Raw genomic sequence first — 24,577 nt, forward strand, 5'->3', positions numbered from 1 at the left:
ATATTTCCTATATTCACGAAATTTACGTCATTTGACTAGGAATTTCCTCTTTACACTTCATAAAATATTGCAGACACTATGGAATTAAAGTTACCTCTTCAGATATTAAGTGAAGGAAACTTCAGCAACATCATCCACCACGATGTGTATCAATGCCTCCTTTCCTTTCTGATAGCCTGTTTTCTCTCGATCATCTCCATTCCTATTATCATAAACCTGTCGAACCTGCTGCATTTGACGGCTAAACCGGGTTTCCGCAGCTCACACGAAACAGAAACGCCGACGCTCGGAGGTATTGCCATTTTCGCAGCAACCCTGATCGCCTACTTTCTATGGCCGCACTCTGAGAATATTCTCGATTCAAACCTGATCAGTCTCGCCATGACCGGCGTGATCATTTTGTTCTTTCTCGGGATCAAGGATGATATACTGGCGGTGGACCCTACCAAAAAGCTGATCATCCAGATTTTTGCCTCGCTGATCCTCGTTGCGATGGGCAACTTTAAGGTTGACAACTTTTACGGGATTTTCGGAATTCACGCCGTGGCGGATATTATCAGCATTCCGCTGACTGTGTTCATATTTATCGCGATCATTAATGCGATTAATCTGATCGACGGAATAGACGGACTCGCTGGCGGCATCAGCCTGATCGCGGGGCTGGGCTTTGGGATATGGTTTATTCTGAATGACCACTTTTCATTTGGCTGCCTTGCATTTGCAATGTCAGGCTCTCTACTGGGTTTTTTAAGGTTTAATTTTTCCAAAACCAGCAAAATCTTCATGGGAGACACAGGATCGCTGATCGTCGGATATCTTTTGTCGATATTTTCGGTTGAATTCTTGTCCCTCAACGTCGGCTACCTGCACGATCCAAACGCTTACTTCAATGCGCCGATTATCGTGATGGTGCTGCTGATCGTCCCTATTTTTGACACATTGCGCGTATTCATCGTCCGCATATTCAAAGGCGGCTCCCCCTTCGTGGCCGACCGCAATCACATGCACCATATTCTGCTGGATAACGGTCTTAACCACTTCTGGGCATCGTTCTCCCTGTGGATGGTGACAATTATCAACACTGCACTGTTCTTTACCTTTCACGGAGACATCACCAATACCGCTTCCCTTTACATTTATATAGCGATGTTCGGAGCGTACATGCTTTTTGCACATATTCTCAAGAAAAGGATCGTTACAGTAAGAGCGAAGAAAAAATTGGTAAATAGTCCTTCTTTCAACGAAAACGACCTGCCTTCTTCAAGCAATACCGTCAGGGACGCCTGATTGAAAAGCTGATCATTTTACGGTGAATAGCCATGTAAATTTCATTGGCATGAACCTAATGTTTGTACCTTAGCACGAAAATATTGCTATACAGGTATGAAAAAAAAGATCAGAAAAGAAGACGCGCTATATTACCACTCGAAAGGCAGACCGGGCAAAATCCAGGTCATTCCAACCAAAGAAACCAGCACGCAGCGGGACCTTTCACTGGCCTACTCTCCCGGAGTAGCGGAGCCATGTCTCGAAATCGCCGAAAATGTTGAAAATGCATATCTGTATACTGCAAAAGGCAATCTGGTTGCCGTAATCAGTAACGGAACAGCTGTTTTAGGCCTGGGTGATATCGGCCCCGAAGCTTCCAAGCCTGTCATGGAAGGAAAGGGTCTTCTGTTTAAGATCTATGCAGATATCGATGTTTTTGATATTGAGTTGAATACCAAGGATGTCGACGAATTTGTCCGCACGGTTAAAATCCTGGAACCAACCTTTGGGGGCGTCAACCTCGAAGATATTAAGGCGCCTGAGTGTTTTGAAATAGAGACCCGCCTTAAAAAAGAACTGAATATTCCGGTCATGCACGATGACCAGCACGGAACTGCGATTATCAGTGCAGCCGCAATGCTGAATGCACTTAAACTCGTTCACAAAAATATTGGAGAGATCAGGGTAGTCGTTTCGGGAGCCGGCGCTTCCGCGGTTTCCTGCACCAAACTCTACATATCCCTCGGCGTTGATCCTAAGAACGTGGCGATGTTCGATACAAAAGGACATATTCACAACGGTCGCACCGATCTGAGTGAAATGAAAAAGCAATTCGCGACCGACCTTGCTTTTGATTCCCTGGAAGCTGCAATGGTAGGCGCCGACATTTTCCTTGGCCTTTCTACCGCTGATATCGTTTCGAAAGACATGGTCAAATCGATGGCGAAAGATCCGATCGTGCTCGCTATGGCCAACCCCAACCCGGAAATACCTTATCCCGACGCAGTAGAAGCCAGGGAGGATGTGATTATGGCAACCGGACGTTCAGATTATCCTAATCAGGTAAACAATGTGCTCGGTTTCCCCTACATTTTCCGTGGCGCGCTGGATGTTCGGGCCACAGAAATCAATGAAGAGATGAAGCTTGCTGCGGTACACGCGCTTGCTGATCTGGCGACCAAGCCGGTACCCGATATTGTGAACCTTGCTTATAATGAGACCAATATTGTTTTCGGCAAAAATTACATTATTCCAAAACCGGTAGATCCGCGCCTGCTTACAACAGTGGCCCCTGCAGTTGCGAAAGCGGCAATGGAGACAGGTGTCGCGCGCAGGGATATTACGGACTGGGATGCGTACGAGCAGGAACTTTCAAGCCGCCTGGGCCGTAACGAGCAGATTTCGAGGGTAATCCTTAACAAAGCTAAACTTGCTCCGAAAAGAGTGGTTTTCGCAGATGCCGAAAACATTCAGGTATTGCGTGCAGCCCAACAGGTGAGAGATGAAGGCATTGCGATTCCGATCCTTTTGGGTAGCAAAGAAACAATTCAGCACCTGATCAAAGAAAGTAAGCTCGATCTGGGAGATGTATCTATCGTGGATCCGCGTGCAGAGGAAAACGAGCATATGATCGATACTTATGCCTCTAAACTATACGATAAGCGTAAAAGAAAGGGGCTTACACCGATCGAAGCGAGAAGGACGATTTACTTCAAGAGCTACTTTGGCTCGATGATGGTGGAAAATGGTGAGGCGGATGCATTTATATCGGGTTTGACCCGCACTTATCCTGATACGATCCGCCCGGCATTGCACGTGATCGGAAAGCAGGAAGGTGTCAATAAAGTAGCAGGTATGTACATTCTGCTCACCCCGCGCGGCCCGCTGTTCTTCTCTGATACTACTGTAAATCTTGACCCGACAGTAGACGAGATTGTCGAAATCACCGAACTGACCGCAAAAGCAGTAGAACGGTTCAATATCTCTCCGAGAATTGCGCTGGTTACGTATGCCAACTACGGCAGTGCAGCCGGCCATGATGCTGAAAAGATGCGGGAAGCTACTGCAATCCTGAAAAAGAGAAATCCGACCATGGTGGTAGAAGGAGAAATGCAGGCCCATCTTGCATTCAATACCACACTGCTGAAAGAAAACCACCCGTTCAGCGACTTAGTTGACGGCGGTGCCAATACATTGATATTCCCCAACCTTTCGGCGAGCAACATCGCTTACAACCTGCTCAAGGAAGCAGCCGAGCTGGAAACAATCGGGCCGATCCTCCTGGGATTGAAAAAGCCAGTGCACGTATTACAGCTTGGAAGCTCAGTCCGCGAGATCGTGAACATGGTCGCTATTGCGGTCGTGGAGGCGCAGATGAAGGGGTAGTAAAGGGAGGATGGAGGAAGGGAGAATGGAGGAAGGGAGTAAGGAGGAAAGGAAAAAAGGGAAGAATGCAGGAAACTATCTGCTCTCTTCCCTTTTTCCGTTTCTCCTTACTCCATCCTCCCTTACTCCCCTATTTCATCTTCACAAACTCCGCATTGTAAAGCGGCTTGTGGATTTGCATTAGTTTTGCTTCGGAGAATTTAATGATTTTACGGTCGTAGGTCATTAAACCGTTTGTTTCTACTTCTACGTCGGTGGTTTGGGTGTAAACCGCCGCGGATAAGCCTTTTCTGATCAATGGCTCGAATTTTCCGATCAAACTTTCATAACGTTTGTAAAGCTCTTCCTGCGTTTTAAAGCTCTGGTAGCCCCAATTATCTTTTTGCTGCCAGGTATGCTGCTCAACGGGTAGTCCCAAACCACCAAATTCACCCAGCACGATAATCTGCTTCGCCCCGAATAGATCTGGTCTGGGCATCACAGGCTCAGGATAGTTGTGCATATCGATAATGTGGCCTACCGGGTGAAAATTTCCCCCACTGGCGCTGTTTACTAACCTGCTAGGATCATATTTCATAGTCCATTCCGTGATTTCCTCGGTTTTGAACTGCCCCCAGGCTTCGTTAAACGGAACCCAAACCACGATAGACGGAAAAAAACGGTTTGCATCCATGATCGCCTTCCATTCCGTTTTAAATATATTCTCAGACTCAGGCGTGCGGTCGCGACTGGTTTCGTTACCGGTTATACCCGGGCGTTGTTCCCATTTATTGCCCATATCGCCACTAGGCATATCCTGCCACACCAGCATGCCCAGCTCGTCGCAGTAGCGGTACCATCTTGCCGGCTCCACCTTCACATGCTTCCTGATCATGTTGAAACCCATTTCTTTGGTTTTGACTATGTCAAATTTCAAAGCCTCGTCAGTGGGAGCCGTGTAAAGTCCGTCCGGCCACCAGCCCTGGTCAAGCGGACCGTACTGGAACAGGAATTCATTGTTCAATGTCATCCGTTGAATTCCGTTCTTGTCAGCCTGCACTCCTATTTTACGCATGGCAAAATAGCTTTTAGCTTCGTCAATTACCTTTCCATTTCTGGTGATCGTTACTGTAAGATCGTACAAAAACGGGCTGTCGGGAGACCATAATTTGGGATTGGAAATAGTTAGGGCGACGGTAGCATTCGGTGCTGCCTCCTGTTCTGCTACTTTGCTGGTACCGTCGAAAGCGACAATTTTGACTTTGTCCCCTTCTTTTGCATTTTTGATTTCGGACGCAATATTGACAACCTGCTTATCGATATCAGGTACTGGTAAGATACTGACAATGTAACTTGTCGGAACCGTTTCCAGCCAGACTGTCTGCCAGATTCCGGTGACAGGGGTGTACCAAATTCCGTGCGGGTTTTTAATCTGCTTACCTCTCGGCTGCGGCCCGTCGCTGCTTGGGTCCCAGACTTTTACGCTGATCTCCTGCTGCTTCTTTTTAATCAGTAAGTCGGTGATATCGAAACTAAACGGATCATAACCTCCCTGGTGCGAACCCGCAGGTTTTCCATTCACAAATACCTCACATTTCCAGTCGACGGCTCCAAAATGAAGCAACACGCGCTGGTCTTTTAGCTTCGGAGCAAAATCAATCGTGCGATTGTACCACAATACGCTATCCTTGCCGACTGTTCTGCCGACACCCGATAATGCAGATTCGACTGCGAAAGGCACCAGGATTCTCCCGTCGAAAGTAGCAGGTTTCGTTTCCGCAGCAGATTGCGGAACGATCGAATAATTCCACAGTCCATTAATATTCTGCCAGTTTTTACGCACCAATTGTGGCCTGGGATATTCTGGATGCGGATTCGCCGCTGAAACTTTTTCTGCCCACGGGGATACTATCTTGCCTTCCTTGTATTTCCACTCACCACTTTCCTGCGCATACAGAAGCTGGACGGAGGCGAAAAGGGCGGTCAGGTAAATGAGTACTTTTTTCATTCTGAGTTTTTGTTACTGAAATAATTTAATCCTTATCATCTTAAAAGACCGCCAAAAATATGCTTTACTGTGAAATTCGAAAGCATTAAATATTGGTTATATTAGGTTTTACAACTCGCTCAAATTACTAATCGATGAAAAAGCTCTGTTTCTTCTTCCTGGTTCTGTTGAACCTGCCGCTATTTGCACAGGATTTTTCTGACAAAATCACGCTGGTCCTCCACGGTGGTGCGGGCACGATCACAAGAGCGAATATGAGCCCGGAGCAGGAGAAGGCGTACAAAACGGTTCTGAATTCTGCCCTGGAAAAAGGATATGCCGTGCTCAAAAACGGCGGCACCAGCGTTCAGGCGGTTGAGGCGACAATTCATGTAATGGAGGATTCGCCGTTATTCAATGCAGGTAAAGGTGCTGTTTTCACCAATGAGGGTAAAAATGAGCTGGATGCTTCGGTCATGGAAGGCAAAACCTTGAAAGCCGGTGCGGTCGCAGGTGTCACCACTATTAAAAATCCAATCAGCGCCGCCATTGCCGTCATGGAAAAATCGGAACACGTGATGATGGCTGGTGCAGGAGCCGAAAAATTCGCGAAGCAACAGGGGATAACTATTGTCGACCCTGCTTATTTCCATACCGAAGCCAGGTACAAGGCATTGATAAAAGCCAAAGAAGCTGATAAGACTGAACTGGATCATAATTCCAGGGAAGAGCAGAAAGTGAAAGCAGCTCCCAAAACAGGGTTGCAGCGTGACGAAGAAGTGATATTCACGGAAGGCAGGAAGTTCGGGACAGTAGGCTGCGTGGCGCTTGATAAATTCGGGAACCTCGCTGCGGGGACATCTACCGGCGGAATGACAAATAAAAAATACGGACGCATCGGCGATGCCCCTATCATTGGTGCAGGCACTTATGCGAACAATGCCACCTGCGCGGTTTCGGCAACGGGTCATGGCGAGTATTTCATACGCTCGGTCGTAGCTTACGACATTTCCGCACTCATGGAATACAAAGGAATGCCCCTTAAAGAGGCTGCCAATGAGGTGGTGAAAAAGCTGGTGAAGCGCGGCGGCGAAGGAGGCATTATTTCTCTGGACCGTGACGGTAACATTGCAATGCCATTCAATAGCGAAGGAATGTACCGCGGTTACATCAAAAATGACGGAACGCGCGAGGTACTTATTTACAAAGATTGACAAGGTTTCCGGATTAAAATCTGATATGAAAAAGAATGCAGTTTTATGCATTTGTTTCTGGTTACAATCATACAAAACAGGGCGTTTCCAGCGTTGTGTTTACATTAAGTAACTTAACGCCGCCTTTCCTTCTATGAAATCAATCTACGGGATTCTCTTCTTGATCGCGTTGTTTTGTAACGCAAGTTACGCCACTCATTTACAGGGCGGCGAGATCATGGCAGCGCACATTTCGGGGCAAACTTATAATATTAAAGTCCGGATTTACCTGGATCGCCAACAAGGTGGCGGAGCGGCAGATGCCATGCAGGAAGTGACGGTCTGTCTGGGAAATGGCACGACGCGTAATTTGCCGAGAACTATTACTAGTCCGGTCCCAGGTTCCCGAAGCATTATCGCCGTAGATTTTGAACAGCAATATACTTTTCCTACAACAGGCATCTTCCAGATTTCAGCCGCTGTTAATAACCGCACCGGTGGCATGCTGAACCTTGATAATTCTTTGGAGACTTCCATGTTTATCTGGACAGTGATCGATACCCAGGTTGCTAATTCAACTCCAATCCTGCCCTACCTCGCTTTCGATGCAGGTGTGAGGCAGGTTTTTTCAGTTGACCTTAAACCAACCGTTGCCGACCGGGATAGTGTTTCGGTTAAAGTTCACCGCATCAGCAAACCATCTCCTGGAACCTGCGGCGTGAGAATGCCCGATCGTTCGTATCTGTTTCCAAACGAAATCAGCGCGAATGGTACGTTTAAAGTAGAACCTGCATTGAACAAGCTGATCTGGAAAGCGCCGGAAGTAGTTGGTAATTATCTCTTTGCGATGGTTGTGAGCGAATGGCGGGATGGCGTTGTCATTTCTGAGAGCTATCGCGAGGGAACAATCAACGTGTCCGATAAGCCCGGCGAAACGGTTGAAATTCCGCCTTACGAATCTGCCGAATATGGAAATCCGGTTACATCAGTACCAAATGTTTCCTCTTCCGAAGTTTCTATGGCAATTGAAGCATATCCGGTACCTACCGACGATTTTGTTACCGTGAAGGCTTACAGCAAGAAAAAAGCCGTAATACGTTTACAGCTAATCGATATGAGTGGAAAAACGATCCGCGAGATTTCAACTCTTTCACCTGCTATCTCGGTACAGGAACGGTTTGATATGCGGCATCTCTCTCACGGGATTTATATCATCAAGGCTGACAATGCTCTCGAATCTGTTTCGCAAAAAGTGGTTCGATGATCAGTTACCGGTGGTCTGATCTCCGACAGTCGTCATTTCGACGGAAGTAATTTTTTCCTTGAATAGCAGACCTTTCAGAAGCATTTCCTTGATCATCGACAAATGCGTATAGGTGATCATGTGGCCTGCATTGTAAAGGAAAATATACTGGGCGCGTTTGCTTTTGATATGCTTTTTGGCAAAATCAATATTAGCCGGATCCGCGATCCAATCATTCCCACCCTGAATGACCGTGGTAGGAACATGCAGATTTTGCCAAACTGGCAGCAGCTTTTTAAGTTCATCAGAATGACTGTATTTTTCCGCAGTGGCCGTGTTGAAAGCGCCGGGAAGAAAAAGCTGGATGAACGAATTTTTACCCCATTTCGAAAACCAGTAAAATTTTTCCTTTTCAGGATCGATCACTGGCGACACCATTACCAGCTCTTTTACCTTATCCGGAACCATAGAAACGAGTTTGGCTGCAATGGGCGCGCCATAAGAGCGACCTAGTACTGTTACCTTTTCCTTACTTTTATTCATCTCGAAAACGGGTAACAATGCATTAGCCTGGGTAGCAATGGAAGTGACGTGCCGACGCTTTTTCAGCCTCGATTTACCGTAACCAACTCTGTCGACCGATACGATATGAAAATGCTTCTGAAGATCTTCATCGTCCATCAGGTTCATATAACCCCAAAGTGAACCCGGCGCACCGTGGATTAAAAGTAACATAGGAAGCGTGTCGGAGCCGATGCTTGCTATGCAAAGCGAAAGTGTATCGTTTTTGATGATATGTTCTACGGGCTTGACTTTTTTTTGCGCATAATGCTTCCTGACTTCCTTTGCCGAGATAATATATCTTGAAAAACAGGAGCTCAGGGAAGTAGTAAGTAGGATGAACAAAAAGATCGGCCGAAGAAATTTAAGACTTGACATGCGCACGAATGTTACAGTATTTGCATTCACCGGATATTGTAATATACGGTTTCAGTATAAAAAAAGTAAACCTTTATACCGATTTTTGTAAAGAATTACCTGAATTAAATTTTTCATAACGTTTCTTTGTTAGTGAAAAAACCATTTTATCAGCATTCACAGCTAATACCCTAACATATTTTTGAATGACGACCAGCCACCAAGATCCGTTTTTCAAGCGCCTGACCGAGCAAAACGAAAATTACCGTTACAAGCTTCCTTCCAGACAGGATGCCGGGAAGTTCATTCAGAACCTGATCAACTTTTTATTCCCTATCAGCCAGGATTGCCAGAACTGCCCTTCAAAGGATCTGGCAATGAAATATGCCGACTTGCGAAATGACCTCGATTACATGCTTAAGCCTCTGCTTCCGCAGATTGAGAAGGATAAAGATGAGATATTGGACGAAATATTCGGTGGTATCCCCGACATCTACGAAATGCTGCTGGCCGACGCGAAATCGATCACTGATAATGACCCTGCGTCAGTCAGTCTGGAAGAGGTAATTTCTGTTTACCCGGGATTTATGGCCATAGCCACTTACCGGTTCGCGCATTTGTTTGCCCAATGCGGGATTCCGTTGCTGCCCAGAATGCTCACTGAATTTGCCCACAGCCAAACCGGGATTGACATCCACCCGAATGCCGTAATCGGCAGCTCCTTTTTTATAGACCACGGAACCGGCGTCGTGATCGGAGAAACTACTCATATCGGCAACAATGTAAAGCTTTATCAGGGTGTTACGCTTGGCGCGACGCATGTATCGAAGTCGCTCGCTTCCCGAAAGCGCCATCCTACGATTGAAGATAATGTCGTGGTTTATGCAAACGCGACTATTCTGGGTGGGGAGACCGTCATCGGCCACGATTCGATCATTGGCGGCAATGCCTGGTTAGTAAGAAGCGTACCTCCATTTTCCCAGGTTTATCACCAGAGCAAAATAGAGATACGCCCGCAATCGGCTTCTATTACATAATGCTGCGGATAAATCTCCGCACGCCTTCCATATATATCGGTTCTGCCTGTGAAAATGCGTAACGCGGCTGGGTGGTCATGGTAATACCAATGAAGCCGAACGTGAGGCACCACCACTCATAGTAGGTCTTGGTAACGCCTTCCGCGGATTTCGGACGAAGCCCCGCGATCATTTCCCACACAGGATTTCCTTTAATACTCATTGCCTGTGAAAAAGCCTTTTTCGAATCGCAATAGGCTCCCTCCAGATTAAACATGACCTGAAATACTTCTGGGTTCTCCACTGCGAAATTCCAGATGCGCTGGGCAACCTCTACCAGCTGCTTCTGAGGATTACTGAAATGTCCTTTGATCTTTATAAACTCACTCTGCAGATGGTCAAAGCCTTCCATACGGACTGCTTCCAGGAGTTTGTCTTTACTATCGAAATATTCGTACAAAATCGGGGGACTATATTCTATTACGTCGGCGATTTTACGAATCGAGACAGCAGTCCATCCGTCTTCTCGGGCAATGTCTTTAGCTGTTTTAACGATGTCAGAACGTACCTGTATTTTAAGCCGTTCCCTTCGCTCTACTATTCCCATGCTTGAGTAGTTCTTTTATGATTGAGTCAGAAACATATCTTTTCAAATATAACCATATAGTCCTTACAGCTCAAGGGACTTTCACTGGTTGCGGACAAAAAGTTCGGTTATTTTTTTAATTTTTTCACCCAAAGTGCGCTACTTAAATCAGAACACCGATTGAAAAATTTTGGCTGTAAAAAATTTTTTTTACCGGGTTTAAATGTGTTTATTCTGCCCTGCGGATTGGCCCGTTCTTCTCGATTTTTTCAACAAGACGGTAGTTCACTTCCTGCGCCCGCAGTTTTCCGCGGCCATCGTCGCTAATCCGAAGATTGTTCTGGTAAAGGTCCAGCCGGACAGATTTCTGATTATCGTTTGCATAGTTTCTGAGTACCAGCCGCATTTGATTTTTAAGCTGTTCGTCCAGTACCGGAAAACAAATATCAATGCGCCTGTGCAGGTTCCGGTGGGTCCAGTCGCAGGAGGTCAGATAAATTTCGTCATTTCCCCTGTTACCAAAATGCAATATTCTCGTATTCTCAATATACCTGTCTACGTGCCGGCTTACAATTATATTATCGCTGATAGAAGGCAGGCCGGAGATCAGACCGCAACTCTCACTGACCATCACGTGAACCGGCACTCCTGCCTGCCCGGCCTGGTATAATTTATCAATCAGAATATGATCCTGTAACTGATTGATTTTTATTGTTATAAATGATTTGAGCCCTGCATTGCAATTGGCTATTTCCCTGTCTATCAAGTCCATTAACCGTTTCTGCAACGTAAACTGTGTAACAAATAAATAATTGAATGGCAGATACTTGTATTTTTTAGGCTCGTCCTGGGTCGATAAATAGCCGAAAAGCAGTTCAAGTTCATTGGTAAGCTCCCGATGGTTTGTCAAAAGGGCGTGGTCGACAATCTCGCGGCTGGTAAGTCGATAAAACCCGCCGGTACCTAAAAATGCATAACGCTCCCAGCCTTTTGAGACCTTTCTTTTTACCAGTGCCATTTTTGCATGGACTTTCAGGCCAGGCACGCTCAGAATGATCTTTACGCCTGCATCGCGCATTTTTTTTGACCATTGCAGATTTTCCTGGATATCCATTTTGGTATTCAGCTCCACATAAGTAGTTACCCTTTTACCGTTCCTGGCCGCACTGATCAGCGAGTTAAGGATAAATGAATGCGGACTGATCTTGTAAAGCGACACATGGATTTCTCTCACATGAGGATCAATAGCGGCCTCATTGAAAAACCGCACTATTGGTTCAAACGACTGATAAGGCAAATGAAAAAGCTGATCGCCTTTTTGGATTGCTTCAAATATGGAATCATTTTCTTCGAAATCCGGATTTTGAAGTGCGCGCTGGGCAGGATAGTCAAGCCGCCTGGATAACGCCGGAAACCGCAGGAAATCTTCCAGAAAAAGATAGTCGCCACGCTCGTGAAACTCATTCATCGGAATCGCCACTTTGTTAACGAGGTACTCACGCATGTAGAGCGGCATTCCAGATTCATGGAAGTATTGCGACGGCTGAACGAAATTCCGCTTGTCGAGCTGCTTTAATATCCTTTGTGCGATTTGCATCGGATATTCGTCTTCTATGGAAAGCTCGGTTTCACGTTCTACACGCAGTGTATAGCTTTCCAGAACATCAAATCCGCGAAAAAGGAGAGGAAGGTTTTCCCGGATGATATCTTCCAGAAAAGCCACCTGTCGTTTGCCGTCAAGCTCCGGGAGTTCGATAAACCGCCCGAAAATGTCAGAAGGGATATTGACCGTTGCATACCATTCCTCTTCCACATCTTCCCTATGTTGCATCCGGACGATAAGATAAATCTTTTTAGATTCAAAAATGGTCGATTTAGATGTGCGTTTGCTATCCAGGAAAACGGGTTGTAAATGCCGGAAAAGCTTCTCAATGAAGAACTTGCGCAGGAAGGATTGGTGTTCGGCAGCAAACGGCTCCCGGTAATACAGGTGGACTCCCTGTTCATTGAATGCAGGAAGGATATTGCCTGTCAGGATATCGTTGAATTCACGGAGCTGGTTTTCGATCGTCTCACTCACATGTTCCAGCAGGGATTCCGGAAAGATATTGAGTTTTGCCCTGATGTCGTTACTGACTTCGCCCATCGCAAGCAGGCTGGGAATCCTGATACGGAAAAATTCCTTCGTCTGATACGAATAGATCCCCAGGAAGCGGAGCCGCTCTCTGACCGGTACCGTGTCATCGTTGGCTTCCAGTAACAAACGGTAATTATTGGACAACCAACTCAGATTTGTATCGAAGTAGGGATAAGCGACATCTATCATTTAACAGGCTTGGAAAAATTCGAATTTTAGCACAATATAAATACATTTGACTGGTAAGGATATAACTTTGGGAGACAAAAATTAACCCTGTACAATATGCGTTCAGTGTTATATTTTACTTAAAATTTAATTTCATTTTTTATGCGTTATCAATTATTGGGCCGGTCGGGCCTGAGGGTGTCCGAAGTTTGCCTGGGAACCATGACCTTTGGAAAAGATTGGGGCTGGGGAGCAGATAAACATGAAAGCTTCAGGATTTTCGAAACGTTTGCCGATGCGGGAGGCAATTTTATCGATACTGCAAACAGATATACCGAGGGTTCTTCTGAAAAATATGTAGGTGAATTTATCGAAAATGACCGTGACAGGTGGGTGTTAGCGACTAAATACACATTGAAAGACAGAAACGATGACCTAAATTTTGCAGGTAACCACCGGAAAAACATGATGCGCTCCGTCACGTCCAGCCTTAAGAGGCTTAACACCGACTACATTGATTTGCTCTGGGTGCATATGTGGGATAACACCACCCCGGCGGAAGAAGTAATGCGCGGGCTTGATGATCTGGTTAGCAGGGGCTTAGTACATTATATTGGTATATCTGATACTCCTGCCTGGATAGTTTCCCAGGCCAATACCATCGCCGATTTCCGGGGGTGGAATGCTTTTGCCGCGATCCAGTTTGAATACTCGCTGTTACAGCGGACACCCGAGCGCGACCTGCTTCCAATGGCGAAGGCGCTGGACCTGGCAGTGACTCCCTGGGGCGCTATCGGAGGCGGCGCATTGACAGGAAAATATTTACGCGGCGAGAAAGGCCGTGTGCCGGATCACAGTATCAGAAGAAATGACCACAGTAGCATTATTGCACAAACTGTGGTGGATGTTGCCGCCGAACTGGGCGTTACTCCCGCACAGGTAGCGATCAACTGGACGAGGCACCGCGAGCAGGTGATGATACCGATCATCGGGGCTTCGAAAGAACAGCAATTGAAGGATTCCCTGGGATGCCTCGATTTCAAATTGCCGCAGGAAGCTTTGGAAAAATTAAATGCGGTAAGCCAGATCGAACTCGGCTTCCCGCATGAATTTTTGAAATCGGATGGAGTGAAGGAAGAAGCTTTCGGTGGGTTATTTGAGAAACTGGATAATCATAGAGGATAAGGGGTTTTAGCTATTAGCTGTTGGCTTTTAGCTGTTGGCTGTTGGCTAACAACTAATTGCTAATAGCTAATAGCTAACAGCTAATTGCCAACAGCTAACAGCTAATTGCCAATAGCTAATTGCCAACAGCCCACCTATTTCCCCCACTGATCCGGTGCCTGCCGCCAGGCGCTCAGACTTTCAACCTGTGAGGCTGATACATAATTATGCTCTAATGCAGTTTCAATCAATGCATTGTAATTGCTGATTGTGCTCAGCTTTACATTCTTCTCCTTGAAGTTGTTTTCGGCCGCCGCAAATCCGTAAGTGAAAATAGCGACCATTCCAGCCACTTCGTAACCAGCATCTCTCAGTACATCCACTACTTTCAGCGAGCTTCCCCCCGTGGAGATCAAATCTTCAATAATGACCAAGGGCTGGCCTTTTTCCAGTCTGCCCTCGATCTGATTGCCCATACCATGCTTTTTAGGCTCAGGACGAACATAGGCGAAAGGAAGTTCGAGCAGGTCGGCCACTAATGCCCCCTGGGCGATCCCCCCGGTTGCCACACCTACCACCGCCTGAACACCGGGATATTCCTGCCTGATCATCTCCGCCAGTGTCTTTTTAATGAATGTGCGCGTGTCGGGATATGAAAGCGCAACGCGATTGTCGCAATAGATTGGAGAAAGCCAGCCTGAGCTCCATTGGAATGGTTTATCGGGACTTAATTTGATGGCTTGCGCTTCGAGCAGCAACTCGGCTACCCTTTTACTTATATCGGAACCGTGTAACATATTAATCTTCGGAATCTTCCTTTTTGTTATGATTTATCACTAATAATTTATCAATCCGGCTGCGGTCCATATCGATCACCTCAAAATCAAAATTCTTCCAGCTGAACTGCTCACCGGTCTTCGGTATATTTTCAAGAATGTGCAACACGAAGCCGCCAAGAGTGTTGAACCCGACAAGTTCCCTGCGCTCTGTCTCCTGTATATTGATATTAAAGTATTGCAGAAAATCATCGAAAGGAAGCTGCGCATCTACTAAAAAGCTGCCGTCCTCTCGTTTTACAATTTCAGAGGCTTCTTCAATGTCCTCAGAAATATCGCCCACCAGCGCATCCATAATGTCATGCATGGTCAGAATGCCGAGCATGCCGCCATATTCATCTACAATAATACCAAAATAGACACGCTGCTCTTTAAATTTCTCCAATGCCTGATAGGCGCGGTTACTTTCGGGTAAATAAACAGGATCGCGTACAAGGGTATTCAGCGTGGCGAGCTGCGTTTCAATATCGGCAACGATCATGTCTTTTACGTATACCAAACCCACCACATCGTCAACTGTGCCGCGGCATACTGGATAAATAGAATGACGGCTTTCGAAAATCTTGGCCTTGTTTTCTTCTACGGTATCTTCCAGGTCCAGCCAGATAATCTCCTGCCGGTTGGTCATCAGGGAAGTTACTTTCCTGTCGCCGAGCTGGAATACATTGTGTACGATTTCCTGCTCAATTTCTTCAAAAACTCCACCCGAAGTTCCTTCCTGGATCAGACTCTTAATCTCTTCTTCCGTCACCGAATTTTCGCTCTGACGGATATTGAGTAACTTGATAATCATATCACTTGAAAAGCCCAACAGCGAAATAAAAGGTGCAGTCAGTTTCGAAAGCAGGTTCATCGGTGTGGCCATCACCTTCGAAATGGCCTCAGGGTTTGACATGCCGATCCGCTTTGGTACCAGTTCACCCAGAACCAGCGACAAATAGGTGATGAATACAAGCACACTTCCCACGGCAAGTGAATGGCTGTAAGGCTGTAAAACAGGCACCCGGTTGATGATCACCTCGAAATCGGCGGTAATATTATCACCACTGTACATACCGGTCAGCAAACCGATCAATGTAATACCGATCTGAACAGTTGATAGGAACCGGGTAGGTGAATTAGCGAGATTTAATGCAGCTTTTGCGCTGGCGTCACCATTTTTAGCAGCTGCTTCCAATCTGGATTTTCGAGAGGAAACGAGTGCTATCTCAGACATGGAGAATATACCGTTGAGAAGCACTAGTAGTAAAATTATCAGTAGTTCCAAGAACTGTGTATTTGATATGGATGCAAATTTATCAATAATAATCACTGTCTAAACTAAACACTTTACTTAATTTTGGCGCTGATTCACGTACCATTTGATAAATGACCATTTTTTTCGACGACCGCCCATTCAAAATTGTACGGACCAATCAGCTTTCCGCCGAAACTTCCCAATTTGATCATATAGTTGATCTGAGGCTGGAAAAATTGCAAAAAAGTATGTTATCGGGGCACACTTTATTTTTAAATTCAACTGCAAACACCGCATTGCAGGTGCTTCAAATCCTCGAAAAAGATTTTCCAAAACAGTTGCTGTCCATCACAATGGCGACGAAGGAAAAATCTGAAATAGAAGAAAAAATCAAGGAACAGTACAAAGTGATCAAGGCAGCCGGCGGCGTGGTGGTTAAAGACGGAAAATGGCTCTTTATGTACCGCCGCAAAAAATGGGACCTGCCCAAAGGCAAGCTCGACAAAGGCGAAGATTCCCGGACTGCCGCGGTCAGGGAAATTGAGGAAGAAACCGGTGTTAAATCGTTGATTAAAAACAAAATCTGTACAACCTGGCATACCTATACGCTCAATAACAACCGCATATTAAAACGCACGAAATGGTACCTGTGCGATACGATCGACGATTCCAGAATGCAGCCGCAGGCAGAGGAACAGATCGAAAAACTGGACTGGTATAGTCCGTCAGAAGCTAAATCGCTGTTGATCAATTCTTACAGCTCGATCAGATTTGTAGTAGACAGCCTTAACAAAAAGCGTAATATAAAATCCTGATCACGACATGATTAAACCTGCGGATTGATCCGGTCGAGCTCAGAAAGTGAATAGGGAAGAAAATTGTCGACGCCTTGCCCGTAACGATGCAAATCGCGTATGATACTGGAACTGATCGGTGCGAGCTCGGGAGACGTGATCAAAAAAACCGTTTCAATTTCTTCGTATAAATACCTGTTAACCTGCGAGATACCATTTTCGTATTCAAAGTCGGTTGTATTCCGCAGACCTCTTAACAGAAAAGTTGCGCCTAGTTCCCTCGCTATGTGCGCAGTAAGATCGTCGTAGGTAACGACTTTAACATTAGGCTGGTCAGAAAATGTCCTTTCAATCATTTCCTTCATCACATTCAAAGGAAAATACCGCTTCTTGGTGGCATTATTTCCAATGCCGATCACGACCTGATCAAAAAGCCTGAGCCCTCTGAGAACGATATCCTGATGTCCCCTTGTGAAAGGATCGAAAGAGCCGGGAAATAATGCGATACGGTCCATAAAAAGTGGTGGGCTACGATGAAACAAGGTATGTATTAAAAAGTCCGAAATACCGGTGCCCGGGTACCTCCGCGCACTGGCTGCTGTATCTAAGGGTAGTTGGCCGCCCTCCTATCTGTATATGTGGGAAAAAGTGAGAGAGCTCCACGAAAACTTCTGCCGACGCACTCACTTCCCCATAACACATAACCTTCATCTGCTCAGGTTCGTAGCCCAGCTGTCCCAGTGTGAAAAGGACAATATAGGCCATTTCCTGTACTTCCTTGAATTTGAAACGGTTACAAAGAATCAGGCGCTGACTTTCGCTAACAACGAGCGTGAACATATCTTTTTCAAAACACAAAGAAGCGATCCTCACTTCCTGCTGCTCAACGTGACTTACCAATGCACCCGTAATGATCGGGCTTGTAAAATGATAAAATGTAACGCGGGAAAATCTGAAATGATTGATAATCCATTCGTGCCATTGCCGTGGAATACTGAATATATTCTTTGCGTGAACAAGTGGAAGATCGTGGTAAAGCACCATGTCCCGGTCAGCTATCGGATTACCAGCCGAAAATGACAAGTATTCGCCTACCTTTTCCGGGTCGAATAACACATTGGGGACAAGACTGAATAAAGTTGAATTGACTGAAATACAGACCCCCTTCCATTCCGCCGAAGACCATAACATGTGCCCGGTGAAAATCCGCCTGAGCCTCTCAAATATTTCTTCCTCGCTCAAAGTCTGCTCCAAAGCATAATCTTCCAGCCAGATGCATTCCATATTCTCTTCCTTCACGATGCAAAAACGGACATTTTGATCGCTCATTTCGATACACAATGTACTGGAAGGGATTGCCGCCTGGTCGAATGTACTATCGCCTACAAGTAATGCAGGAATGATTTCAATGACCTGGTTTTCAGAATTTGCCACAATTAACGGTTAAACTTCTATTGAATGATATTTCTGCCCTACCCGACCGAAATGTATCTGTCTAATTTAAAAAAGTCCTGCAAGGTTTCCGCGAGAGAAAATATGCGATGCACCTGATTATCTTTCAAAGATTTGATCTCCGGCCAGCTCATTAGCTTTACTTCCTTGATGATCTGCCCCTTGGCTGACATTTCAGGATCAATGCCACTGATCATTCTGCCTTCGAAAGCCGTGATCTCGAAAAACAGCTCAACTGCGTGCAGCGGTGGCTGAATGTGCTCGTTTAAAAAGAGGAAGCGACCCACCTGCACGTGCAACCCTGTTTCCTCTTGAAACTCTCTCAAAACTGCCTGGCCGGCTGTTTCACCAAACTGGATCCCACCTCCCGGAGGACTCCAGAACGGCTCGCAACTACCGTACATTTCGTGGCGCACCATCAGGATCTGCTCGTTATGAACGCAAATGCCACATGCACGAACCCTCACCTGCCCGCCGAAAAGACTATTTATTTCCTCGCTGATGGTTTGCAATGCCGGATTTTTGAAGCAGCAAAGATAACTATCCCTTCAAATTTGACAAGACATAGTTATCCCTACAAGGATTTCGCCTTCACTTTAATGTAAGTCAAATGTAACCATACGGAGTAAATCAGGAATAAGGGCTTCCTGAAATGTAGCTTTCCAGAGAGCTGATATGTTCTTTCTGCTCGTGGATAATTGCGGACACGATATCATTAATGGAGATAATCCCTACCAACTTACCGCTTTGATTTACAGGTAAATGGCGGATGTGCTTGTCCGACATAATTTGCATACACTCCTCAATCTTTTCATCTGTTTCTACCGTGATTACCTTACTGGTCATGACTTCTCTGATGAGCGTATCCCTGGAAGCTCTACCTTGCAGAATCACCTTTCTGGCATAATCCCTTTCAGAAAATATACCGATCAGCTGATTATTTTCAAGAACCAAAACTGCACCGATGTTTTTAGCGGCCATGAGTTCAAGGGCCTCAAACACCGTGTTGTCCTGCGTGACAGACCAAATCGCATTGACAGGCTTGTTGCCCATTACATGTTGTACCAGCATAGATGTATAGATTTGGAGTTGTAAGATAAAAGGGAATTCAATATAGGGAATACCCCGCCAAAAGTCCAATAATATCTAAGTATAATTTTGTTGCAAAATCGCATTTTGATATTATTCATCGTTCCGCTAGATTCGTTGCCATGGATACCGATAAAATTTTGCCTTCCCAGCTGCTCCGCAAAAAGTTTCCATTCAAACCCACAGAAGGACAGCTTCGGTTCTTTGAAAAAACAAATGATTTCCTGGTTGAAGAAAAAGGATTGGAGCGTTACAGGGACTGTTTTTTACTCAAAGGATATGCCGGCACAGGTAAGACAACCATTATCAGTACGCTGATCAAGGTGCTTAAAAACTTTGGTTATAAATCCATTTTGCTCGCCCCGACCGGCCGCGCGGCAAAGGTAATGTCCGGCTATTCAGACAAGATCGCTTTAACAATCCATAAAAAAATCTATAAGCAAACCGCTGATGCTTATTCAGGTACACTGACATTTCAGCGCCAAAAAAATTACCACGACAATACACTTTTTATTGTCGACGAAGCTTCCATGATCACCGACGAGGCCGATTTTGGCAGCCGGAGTTTGCTGGCCGACCTTATTGATTTCGTTTTTGAAAATCCCGGCAACAAGCTTATGCTTGTCGGCGATATTGCCCAGCTCCCTCCTGTCGGAAAAGAGTTAAGCCCGGCTCTGGATGGGGCTTATCTTGAAAAAACGTTCTACATGTCTGTTTTTCAGGAGGAATTAAAGGAGGTAATGCGCCAGGATGAACAATCAGGCATATTGTACAATGCTACCCTGCTACGCGATCAACTGGCGGCAGAAGCTCCTGAAATCCAGATCACGACACGATCTTATCAGGATGTGTTTAAGATGACGGGAGAAAAACTGGAAGAGGGGCTTCGTTATGTCTACAATAAATATGGCCAGGAAAATGCGATCATTCTGACACGTTCAAACAAGTCGGCGGTACAGTATAATGAATATATTCGTCGGGTGATCCATTTTTCGGAGGAAGAACTCGATGCCGGCGACCGTCTGATGGTCGTTCGGAACAACTATAATATTCTCGATGAAGATTCGCCGGCAGGTTTTATAGCCAATGGTGATTTTGTAGAATTATTGAAAATCAGAAAAACCCAGGAAATACACGGGTTCCGGTTTGCGGATGTAACACTCAGGCTGACAGATTACGAAAAGCAGCCGGAGTTCGACGCCAAGATTTTTCTGGACACCCTGCATTCCTCTTCGCCCTCCATGCCGGCCGAAGATAACCGCAAGCTCTACGACAGCGTTTTACAGGATTATCTATATATTAAGTCGAATAAGGAAAGATTGGAGGCACTACGAAAGGATCCTTTTTTAAATGCATTGCAGGTAAAATTCGCTTATGCGTTAACGTGCCACAAAGCGCAGGGCGGACAGTGGAGCGCAGTCTTCATAGATCAGGGATATTTGCCTCAGGAACAGATCAATAGAGAATTTATCAGATGGCTTTACACGGCAATTACCAGGGCTACTGACGAAGTTTTTTTAATGAACTTCCATCCTCAATTCTTCAAATAGATATTTCCTTATTCCTGCACGGAAGCCCTTTTCAGGCGGTCGTTAATGGCCAGACCAAGTCCATGCATGGGTACCCACTCTGCGATAATCGACTTCACCGGCAGACGGTCCAGCTCACGCAAGAAAGCAAATAAATTGTGTGCAGCTTCCCGTAAATCGCCATTTTCGCTTAAAACGCGTTGATAGTTACGATCAACATAGGGCAGATAAGAATCAAACAAGAGGTATGCTGTTGAGGCATCATTTCCTACAATATCTGCTTTCCTGCGCATTTCAAGGGGAACGAGTGGCGCGTAGTGGCTCTTAAGCATTCCCGGCGCTTTCGGATTGGAGGAAGAAGCCGCGGTTATTTTTACGTGGCCAACAATTTCCTCAATATCCTGCACAGCAAGTCCCCCCAATCTGTAAATAATTATTTCCTCGCCTTCGAAGCCGACTATCGTAGATTCGATACCAACTTCACAATCGCCGCCATCGAGAATATAAGGTATCTGATCGCCAAGCTGGGCATTCACATGCGACGCAGTTGTGGGACTGATATATCCGAAAGGATTTGCACTCGGTGCCGCCAGTGGAAAATCGAGCTGACTCAGTAATTCGAGCAACATCGGGTGCCGGGGAATGCGTACAGCGACGGTATCCAGCCCGGACGTGACCAGATCAGGGACATTTTTCTTTTTAGGTAAAAGTAACGTGAGGGGGCCAGGCCAGAAGTTTGCGGCTAAAATTTGTGCAGTCTCCGGAATGTCAGTCACAAAATTCTGCACCTTCTCAACGGAATCGGTGTGAATAATAAGGGGATCAAACGCCGGCCGTTTTTTGGTTTCAAAGATCGATAATACTGCCCTTTCATTTAATGCATTTCCCGCTAGCCCATATACCGTTTCCGTGGGTATACCTACCAGTTCGCCTTTTATCAGAAACTCTTTTGCAATCCGGATATCTTGTCCAATTTCAGCCAATGTAACAACCAGGTTTTTGCTGCAAAAATACTTCGTATGCGCCAGAATCCCGAGTCTTGCGATTTAGATTGTTTTTAAATAACCCGGATTTAGAAAAGTATGGGCGGCTCTTATTCAATACGTGTTTATATTTATTGGTTAAAAAATACTATCTAAAAAACCCTTTACCTATGTTTCAAATCAAAGAACAACCTACCGTTTTTGATGTATGCATTGTGGGCTCCGGAGCAGGAGGTGGAATGGCAGCCTATCAACTGGCAAAAGCGGGTGCAAAGGTTGCACTTTTAGAGGCCGGAGGCTATTTCGACCCAGCTGATCCTAAATACATTACTCAGCTTAAATGGCCTTATGAATCCCCAAGACGCGGCGCCTCAAATCATCGGCCTTTCGGGGACTTCGATGCGGCCTGGGGTGGCTGGGAGATAGAAGGAGAACCTTATACACGCAAAAACGGCACGCAATTTGACTGGTTTCGGTCGAGAATGTTAGGCGGACGGACCAACCACTGGGGACGTATCTCCCTCCGTTTTGGCCCGAAAGATTTTAAAAGAAAAAGCATCGACGGATTGGGCGACGACTGGCCGATCAGCTACGATGACGTAAAACCCTATTATGATCAGGTCGATAAATTGATCGGGGTATTCGGTACCGTGGAAAACATGGATAATGAGCCGGACGGAATATTTCTGCCGCCTCCCAAGCCACGTTTGCACGAGCTTTTTCTCAAACAAGCCGGAAAAAAAGTAAATATTCCGGTAATACCTTCCAGGCTTTCGATCTTGACAAAGCCAATTAATGACCAGCGCGGTGTTTGCTTCTATTGCAGCCAATGTTCACGTGCATGTCAGGCTTATGCGGATTTTTCATCTTCTTCGGTACTATGTATCCCGGCGATTAAAACCGGAAATGTGACGCTGATCAACAACGCAATGTGTCGCGAAGTGCTCACAGACCCAAATTCCGGACTTGCAACAGGCGTTTCGTACATTGACAGAGAGAAGCTGACTGAACACACGATCAAAGCAAAAGTTGTAATCCTCGCTGCCAGCGCGGCGGAATCTTCCCGGTTGCTGCTTAATTCAAAATCTGAACGCCATCCAAATGGTCTTGCCAATTCAAGCGGCGTGGTTGGCCACTACCTGCACGACTCTACCGGTGCTTCTCGTGGTGCTTTCATGCCGCACATGATGGATCGCAAGCGTTATAACGAAGACGGTGTAGGCGGTATGCACGTATACACCCCGTGGTGGCTCGATAACAAAAAACTCGATTTCCCGAGAGGTTACCATATTGAATACGGCGGCGGAATGGGCATGCCGAGCTACGGTTTCGGTTCCGGAATCGAAAATCTGAACGGAAAATATCCTACCGCCTCAGGCGCGATGAAGCCGGCAGGTGGTTACGGGGCTTCTTTAAAAGAGGATTACCGTCGTTTTTACGGTGCCAATATCGGTATGGCCGGTCGCGGGGAAGCTGTTCCGGATATCAATAATTACTGCGAAATTGACCCCAATGTGGTTGATAAATACGGTATCCCTGTGCTGCGTTTCCACTATAAATGGTCTGATTACGAGATCAAGCAGGCGAAACACATGCATGATACTTTTGAAGAAATCATTCATGCATTAGGCGGAGTTCCGAATGGTACCAAGCCAGGCGCAGACACCAATTATGGTCTTGCTGCTCCGGGAAGGATCATTCACGAAGTGGGAACTGTCAGAATGGGTGACGATCCGAAGACTTCCGCCCTGAACAAATTCTCTCAGGCCCACGATGCAAAAAATGTGTTTGTGGTAGATGGCGGTTCATTCGTTTCGCAGGCTGATAAAAACCCGACGTGGACAATTCTTGCCTTGTCGTGGAGAGCATCAGACTACATTATTGATCAGAAAAAACAGAAGAATATTTAATTGTTTGAACACAGTTTCAAGTCAGATATATATGAAACGCAGAGATTCACTCAAAGCATTAACCCTCAGTTCGCTGGGGATCACTGCGCTCAATCCGCAGGTCGCGATGGCCGAGCAGAGGGAGCTGGAAACACAGATGCCACCAGAAACCCCAATTAAAATTCCGGGTGGCAGAACTAAAGAAGAAGCGATCCGCGATGCAAAGCTGATGAAGGAGAAATTCCTCACAGCCGCTGAGCTGGCGACTATTAGAGTTTTGGTGGACATCATCATTCCGGCCGATGAAAAATCGGGCAGTGCGTCACAAGCCGGCGTTCCCGATTTTATAGAGTTCATCGCCAAAGATATGCCTCAAAATCAGACACCTTTGCGAGGCGGTTTGAAATGGCTGGATAGGGAATCATCTAAACGCTTCGGAAAGGTCTTTACGCTGGCAACTAAGTCGCAGCAGATTCAGATCATCGACGACATTGCTTACCCAGGAAAGGCAAAACCGATTCACAGCCAGGGTGTTGCATTCTTTAATTTAATGAGAAACCTGACCGCATCCGGCTTCTATACTTCCAAAATTGGGATCGCCGACATTGGTTACATGGGAAATACGCCGAACGTTTGGGAAGGTGTACCTGCCGATGTATTGAAACAGTACGGGTTGAGTTACGATTAATCTTGCCGTGAATAGTCAAAAAAACGAAGAGGCTG

At 45.9% G+C, this 24,577-nt stretch carries 21 protein-coding genes; 10 read left to right on the plus strand and 11 right to left on the minus strand.

Going from position 1 to position 24,577, the window contains the following annotated elements:
* Nucleotides 1-78 precede the first annotated feature (78 nt).
* Together FXO21_RS27820 and FXO21_RS27825 are read left to right on the plus strand one after the other, a co-directional pair.
* Nucleotides 79-1,287 (plus strand): MraY family glycosyltransferase, encoded by a 1,209-nt coding sequence (locus tag FXO21_RS27820; RefSeq protein WP_149643157.1) that lies wholly within the window; start codon nt 79-81, stop codon nt 1,285-1,287.
* A 96-nt stretch (nt 1,288-1,383) separates the two neighbouring features.
* On the plus strand, nt 1,384-3,654 hold the full coding sequence (locus FXO21_RS27825; RefSeq protein WP_149643158.1) for an NADP-dependent malic enzyme: 2,271 nt from the start codon (nt 1,384-1,386) through the stop codon (nt 3,652-3,654).
* Nucleotides 3,655-3,784: 130 nt separating this feature from the next.
* On the opposite strand, the gene FXO21_RS27830 is transcribed toward FXO21_RS27825, so the two are convergent.
* On the minus strand, nt 3,785-5,641 hold the full coding sequence (locus FXO21_RS27830; RefSeq protein ID WP_149643159.1) for a glycoside hydrolase family 2 protein: 1,857 nt from the start codon (nt 5,639-5,641) through the stop codon (nt 3,785-3,787).
* Nucleotides 5,642-5,775: 134 nt separating this feature from the next.
* On the opposite strand from FXO21_RS27830, the gene FXO21_RS27835 reads away from it, so the two are divergent.
* Complete coding sequence (locus tag FXO21_RS27835) at nt 5,776-6,834, plus strand: isoaspartyl peptidase/L-asparaginase family protein (protein ID WP_149643160.1); 1,059 nt, start codon at nt 5,776-5,778, stop codon at nt 6,832-6,834.
* A gap of 133 nt (nt 6,835-6,967) precedes the next feature.
* Nucleotides 6,968-8,077 carry a T9SS type A sorting domain-containing protein gene (locus FXO21_RS27840; RefSeq protein ID WP_149643161.1) on the plus strand — a complete coding sequence of 370 codons (1,110 nt, stop codon included), beginning with the start codon at nt 6,968-6,970 and terminating at the stop codon, nt 8,075-8,077.
* Here FXO21_RS27840 and FXO21_RS27845 read toward each other — a convergent pair whose 3' ends face one another.
* Nucleotides 8,078-8,995, minus strand: a complete 918-nt coding sequence (locus tag FXO21_RS27845) for an alpha/beta fold hydrolase (RefSeq protein WP_149643162.1) — start codon at nt 8,993-8,995, stop codon at nt 8,078-8,080.
* A gap of 185 nt (nt 8,996-9,180) precedes the next feature.
* On the opposite strand from FXO21_RS27845, the gene epsC reads away from it, so the two are divergent.
* The gene (gene epsC / locus FXO21_RS27850) at nt 9,181-10,011 is read left to right on the plus strand and encodes a serine O-acetyltransferase EpsC (RefSeq protein WP_149643163.1); all 831 of its coding nucleotides are present in this window, start codon (nt 9,181-9,183) and stop codon (nt 10,009-10,011) included.
* On the opposite strand, the gene FXO21_RS27855 is transcribed toward epsC, so the two are convergent.
* Nucleotides 10,004-10,597 carry a TetR/AcrR family transcriptional regulator gene (locus FXO21_RS27855; protein ID WP_149643164.1) on the minus strand — a complete coding sequence of 198 codons (594 nt, stop codon included), beginning with the start codon at nt 10,595-10,597 and terminating at the stop codon, nt 10,004-10,006. The genes epsC and FXO21_RS27855 overlap by 8 nt on opposite strands.
* 208 nt (nt 10,598-10,805) lie before the next feature.
* The gene (gene ppk1, locus FXO21_RS27860; RefSeq protein ID WP_149643165.1) at nt 10,806-12,902 is read right to left on the minus strand and encodes a polyphosphate kinase 1; all 2,097 of its coding nucleotides are present in this window, start codon (nt 12,900-12,902) and stop codon (nt 10,806-10,808) included.
* A gap of 141 nt (nt 12,903-13,043) precedes the next feature.
* On the opposite strand from ppk1, the gene FXO21_RS27865 reads away from it, so the two are divergent.
* Nucleotides 13,044-14,066 carry an aldo/keto reductase gene (locus tag FXO21_RS27865; RefSeq protein ID WP_149643166.1) on the plus strand — a complete coding sequence of 341 codons (1,023 nt, stop codon included), beginning with the start codon at nt 13,044-13,046 and terminating at the stop codon, nt 14,064-14,066.
* Nucleotides 14,067-14,200: 134 nt separating this feature from the next.
* Here the strand turns inward: FXO21_RS27865 and pyrE are convergent, their stop codons facing one another.
* A complete protein-coding gene (gene pyrE / locus FXO21_RS27870; protein ID WP_149643167.1) occupies nt 14,201-14,842 on the minus strand; it encodes an orotate phosphoribosyltransferase in 642 nt (213 codons plus the stop codon).
* Between the two features lies 1 nt (nt 14,843).
* Nucleotides 14,844-16,097, minus strand: coding sequence for a hemolysin family protein (locus tag FXO21_RS27875; protein ID WP_229245227.1), 1,254 nt, complete (start codon nt 16,095-16,097; stop codon nt 14,844-14,846).
* Nucleotides 16,098-16,249: 152 nt separating this feature from the next.
* Between FXO21_RS27875 and FXO21_RS27880 the strand changes: the two genes are divergently transcribed.
* On the plus strand, nt 16,250-16,933 hold the full coding sequence (locus FXO21_RS27880) for an NUDIX hydrolase (protein WP_149643169.1): 684 nt from the start codon (nt 16,250-16,252) through the stop codon (nt 16,931-16,933).
* Between the two features lie 11 nt (nt 16,934-16,944).
* Here the strand turns inward: FXO21_RS27880 and coaD are convergent, their stop codons facing one another.
* The 4 genes from coaD to FXO21_RS27900 form a co-directional block, all read right to left on the minus strand.
* Nucleotides 16,945-17,427: a pantetheine-phosphate adenylyltransferase gene (coaD, locus tag FXO21_RS27885; protein WP_149643170.1), complete on the minus strand. Its 483-nt coding sequence runs from the start codon at nt 17,425-17,427 to the stop codon at nt 16,945-16,947.
* 13 nt (nt 17,428-17,440) lie between these two features.
* Nucleotides 17,441-18,346, minus strand: coding sequence for a DUF3822 family protein (locus FXO21_RS27890; protein ID WP_149643171.1), 906 nt, complete (start codon nt 18,344-18,346; stop codon nt 17,441-17,443).
* Between the two features lie 38 nt (nt 18,347-18,384).
* Complete coding sequence (locus FXO21_RS27895) at nt 18,385-18,876, minus strand: NUDIX domain-containing protein (RefSeq protein WP_225865891.1); 492 nt, start codon at nt 18,874-18,876, stop codon at nt 18,385-18,387.
* A 118-nt stretch (nt 18,877-18,994) separates the two neighbouring features.
* Nucleotides 18,995-19,417, minus strand: coding sequence for a CBS domain-containing protein (locus FXO21_RS27900; protein WP_149643675.1), 423 nt, complete (start codon nt 19,415-19,417; stop codon nt 18,995-18,997).
* Between the two features lie 158 nt (nt 19,418-19,575).
* Here FXO21_RS27900 and FXO21_RS27905 point away from each other — a divergent pair, with 158 nt between their 5' ends.
* Entirely contained in the window at nt 19,576-21,003 is a 1,428-nt protein-coding gene (locus FXO21_RS27905) for an ATP-dependent DNA helicase (protein ID WP_149643172.1), read from the plus strand.
* 8 nt (nt 21,004-21,011) lie between these two features.
* Here FXO21_RS27905 and FXO21_RS27910 read toward each other — a convergent pair whose 3' ends face one another.
* Nucleotides 21,012-21,965 (minus strand): L-threonylcarbamoyladenylate synthase, encoded by a 954-nt coding sequence (locus FXO21_RS27910; protein WP_149643173.1) that lies wholly within the window; start codon nt 21,963-21,965, stop codon nt 21,012-21,014.
* Nucleotides 21,966-22,135: 170 nt separating this feature from the next.
* Here FXO21_RS27910 and FXO21_RS27915 point away from each other — a divergent pair, with 170 nt between their 5' ends.
* Both FXO21_RS27915 and FXO21_RS27920 read left to right on the plus strand, forming a co-directional pair.
* Entirely contained in the window at nt 22,136-23,875 is a 1,740-nt protein-coding gene (locus FXO21_RS27915) for a GMC family oxidoreductase (protein ID WP_149643174.1), read from the plus strand.
* Between the two features lie 31 nt (nt 23,876-23,906).
* Entirely contained in the window at nt 23,907-24,542 is a 636-nt protein-coding gene (locus FXO21_RS27920) for a gluconate 2-dehydrogenase subunit 3 family protein (protein WP_149643175.1), read from the plus strand.
* The last annotated feature ends 35 nt before the right edge of the window (nt 24,543-24,577 follow it).

The sequence above is a fragment of the Dyadobacter sp. UC 10 genome, from assembly GCF_008369915.1.
Lineage (GTDB): Bacteria > Bacteroidota > Bacteroidia > Cytophagales > Spirosomataceae > Dyadobacter.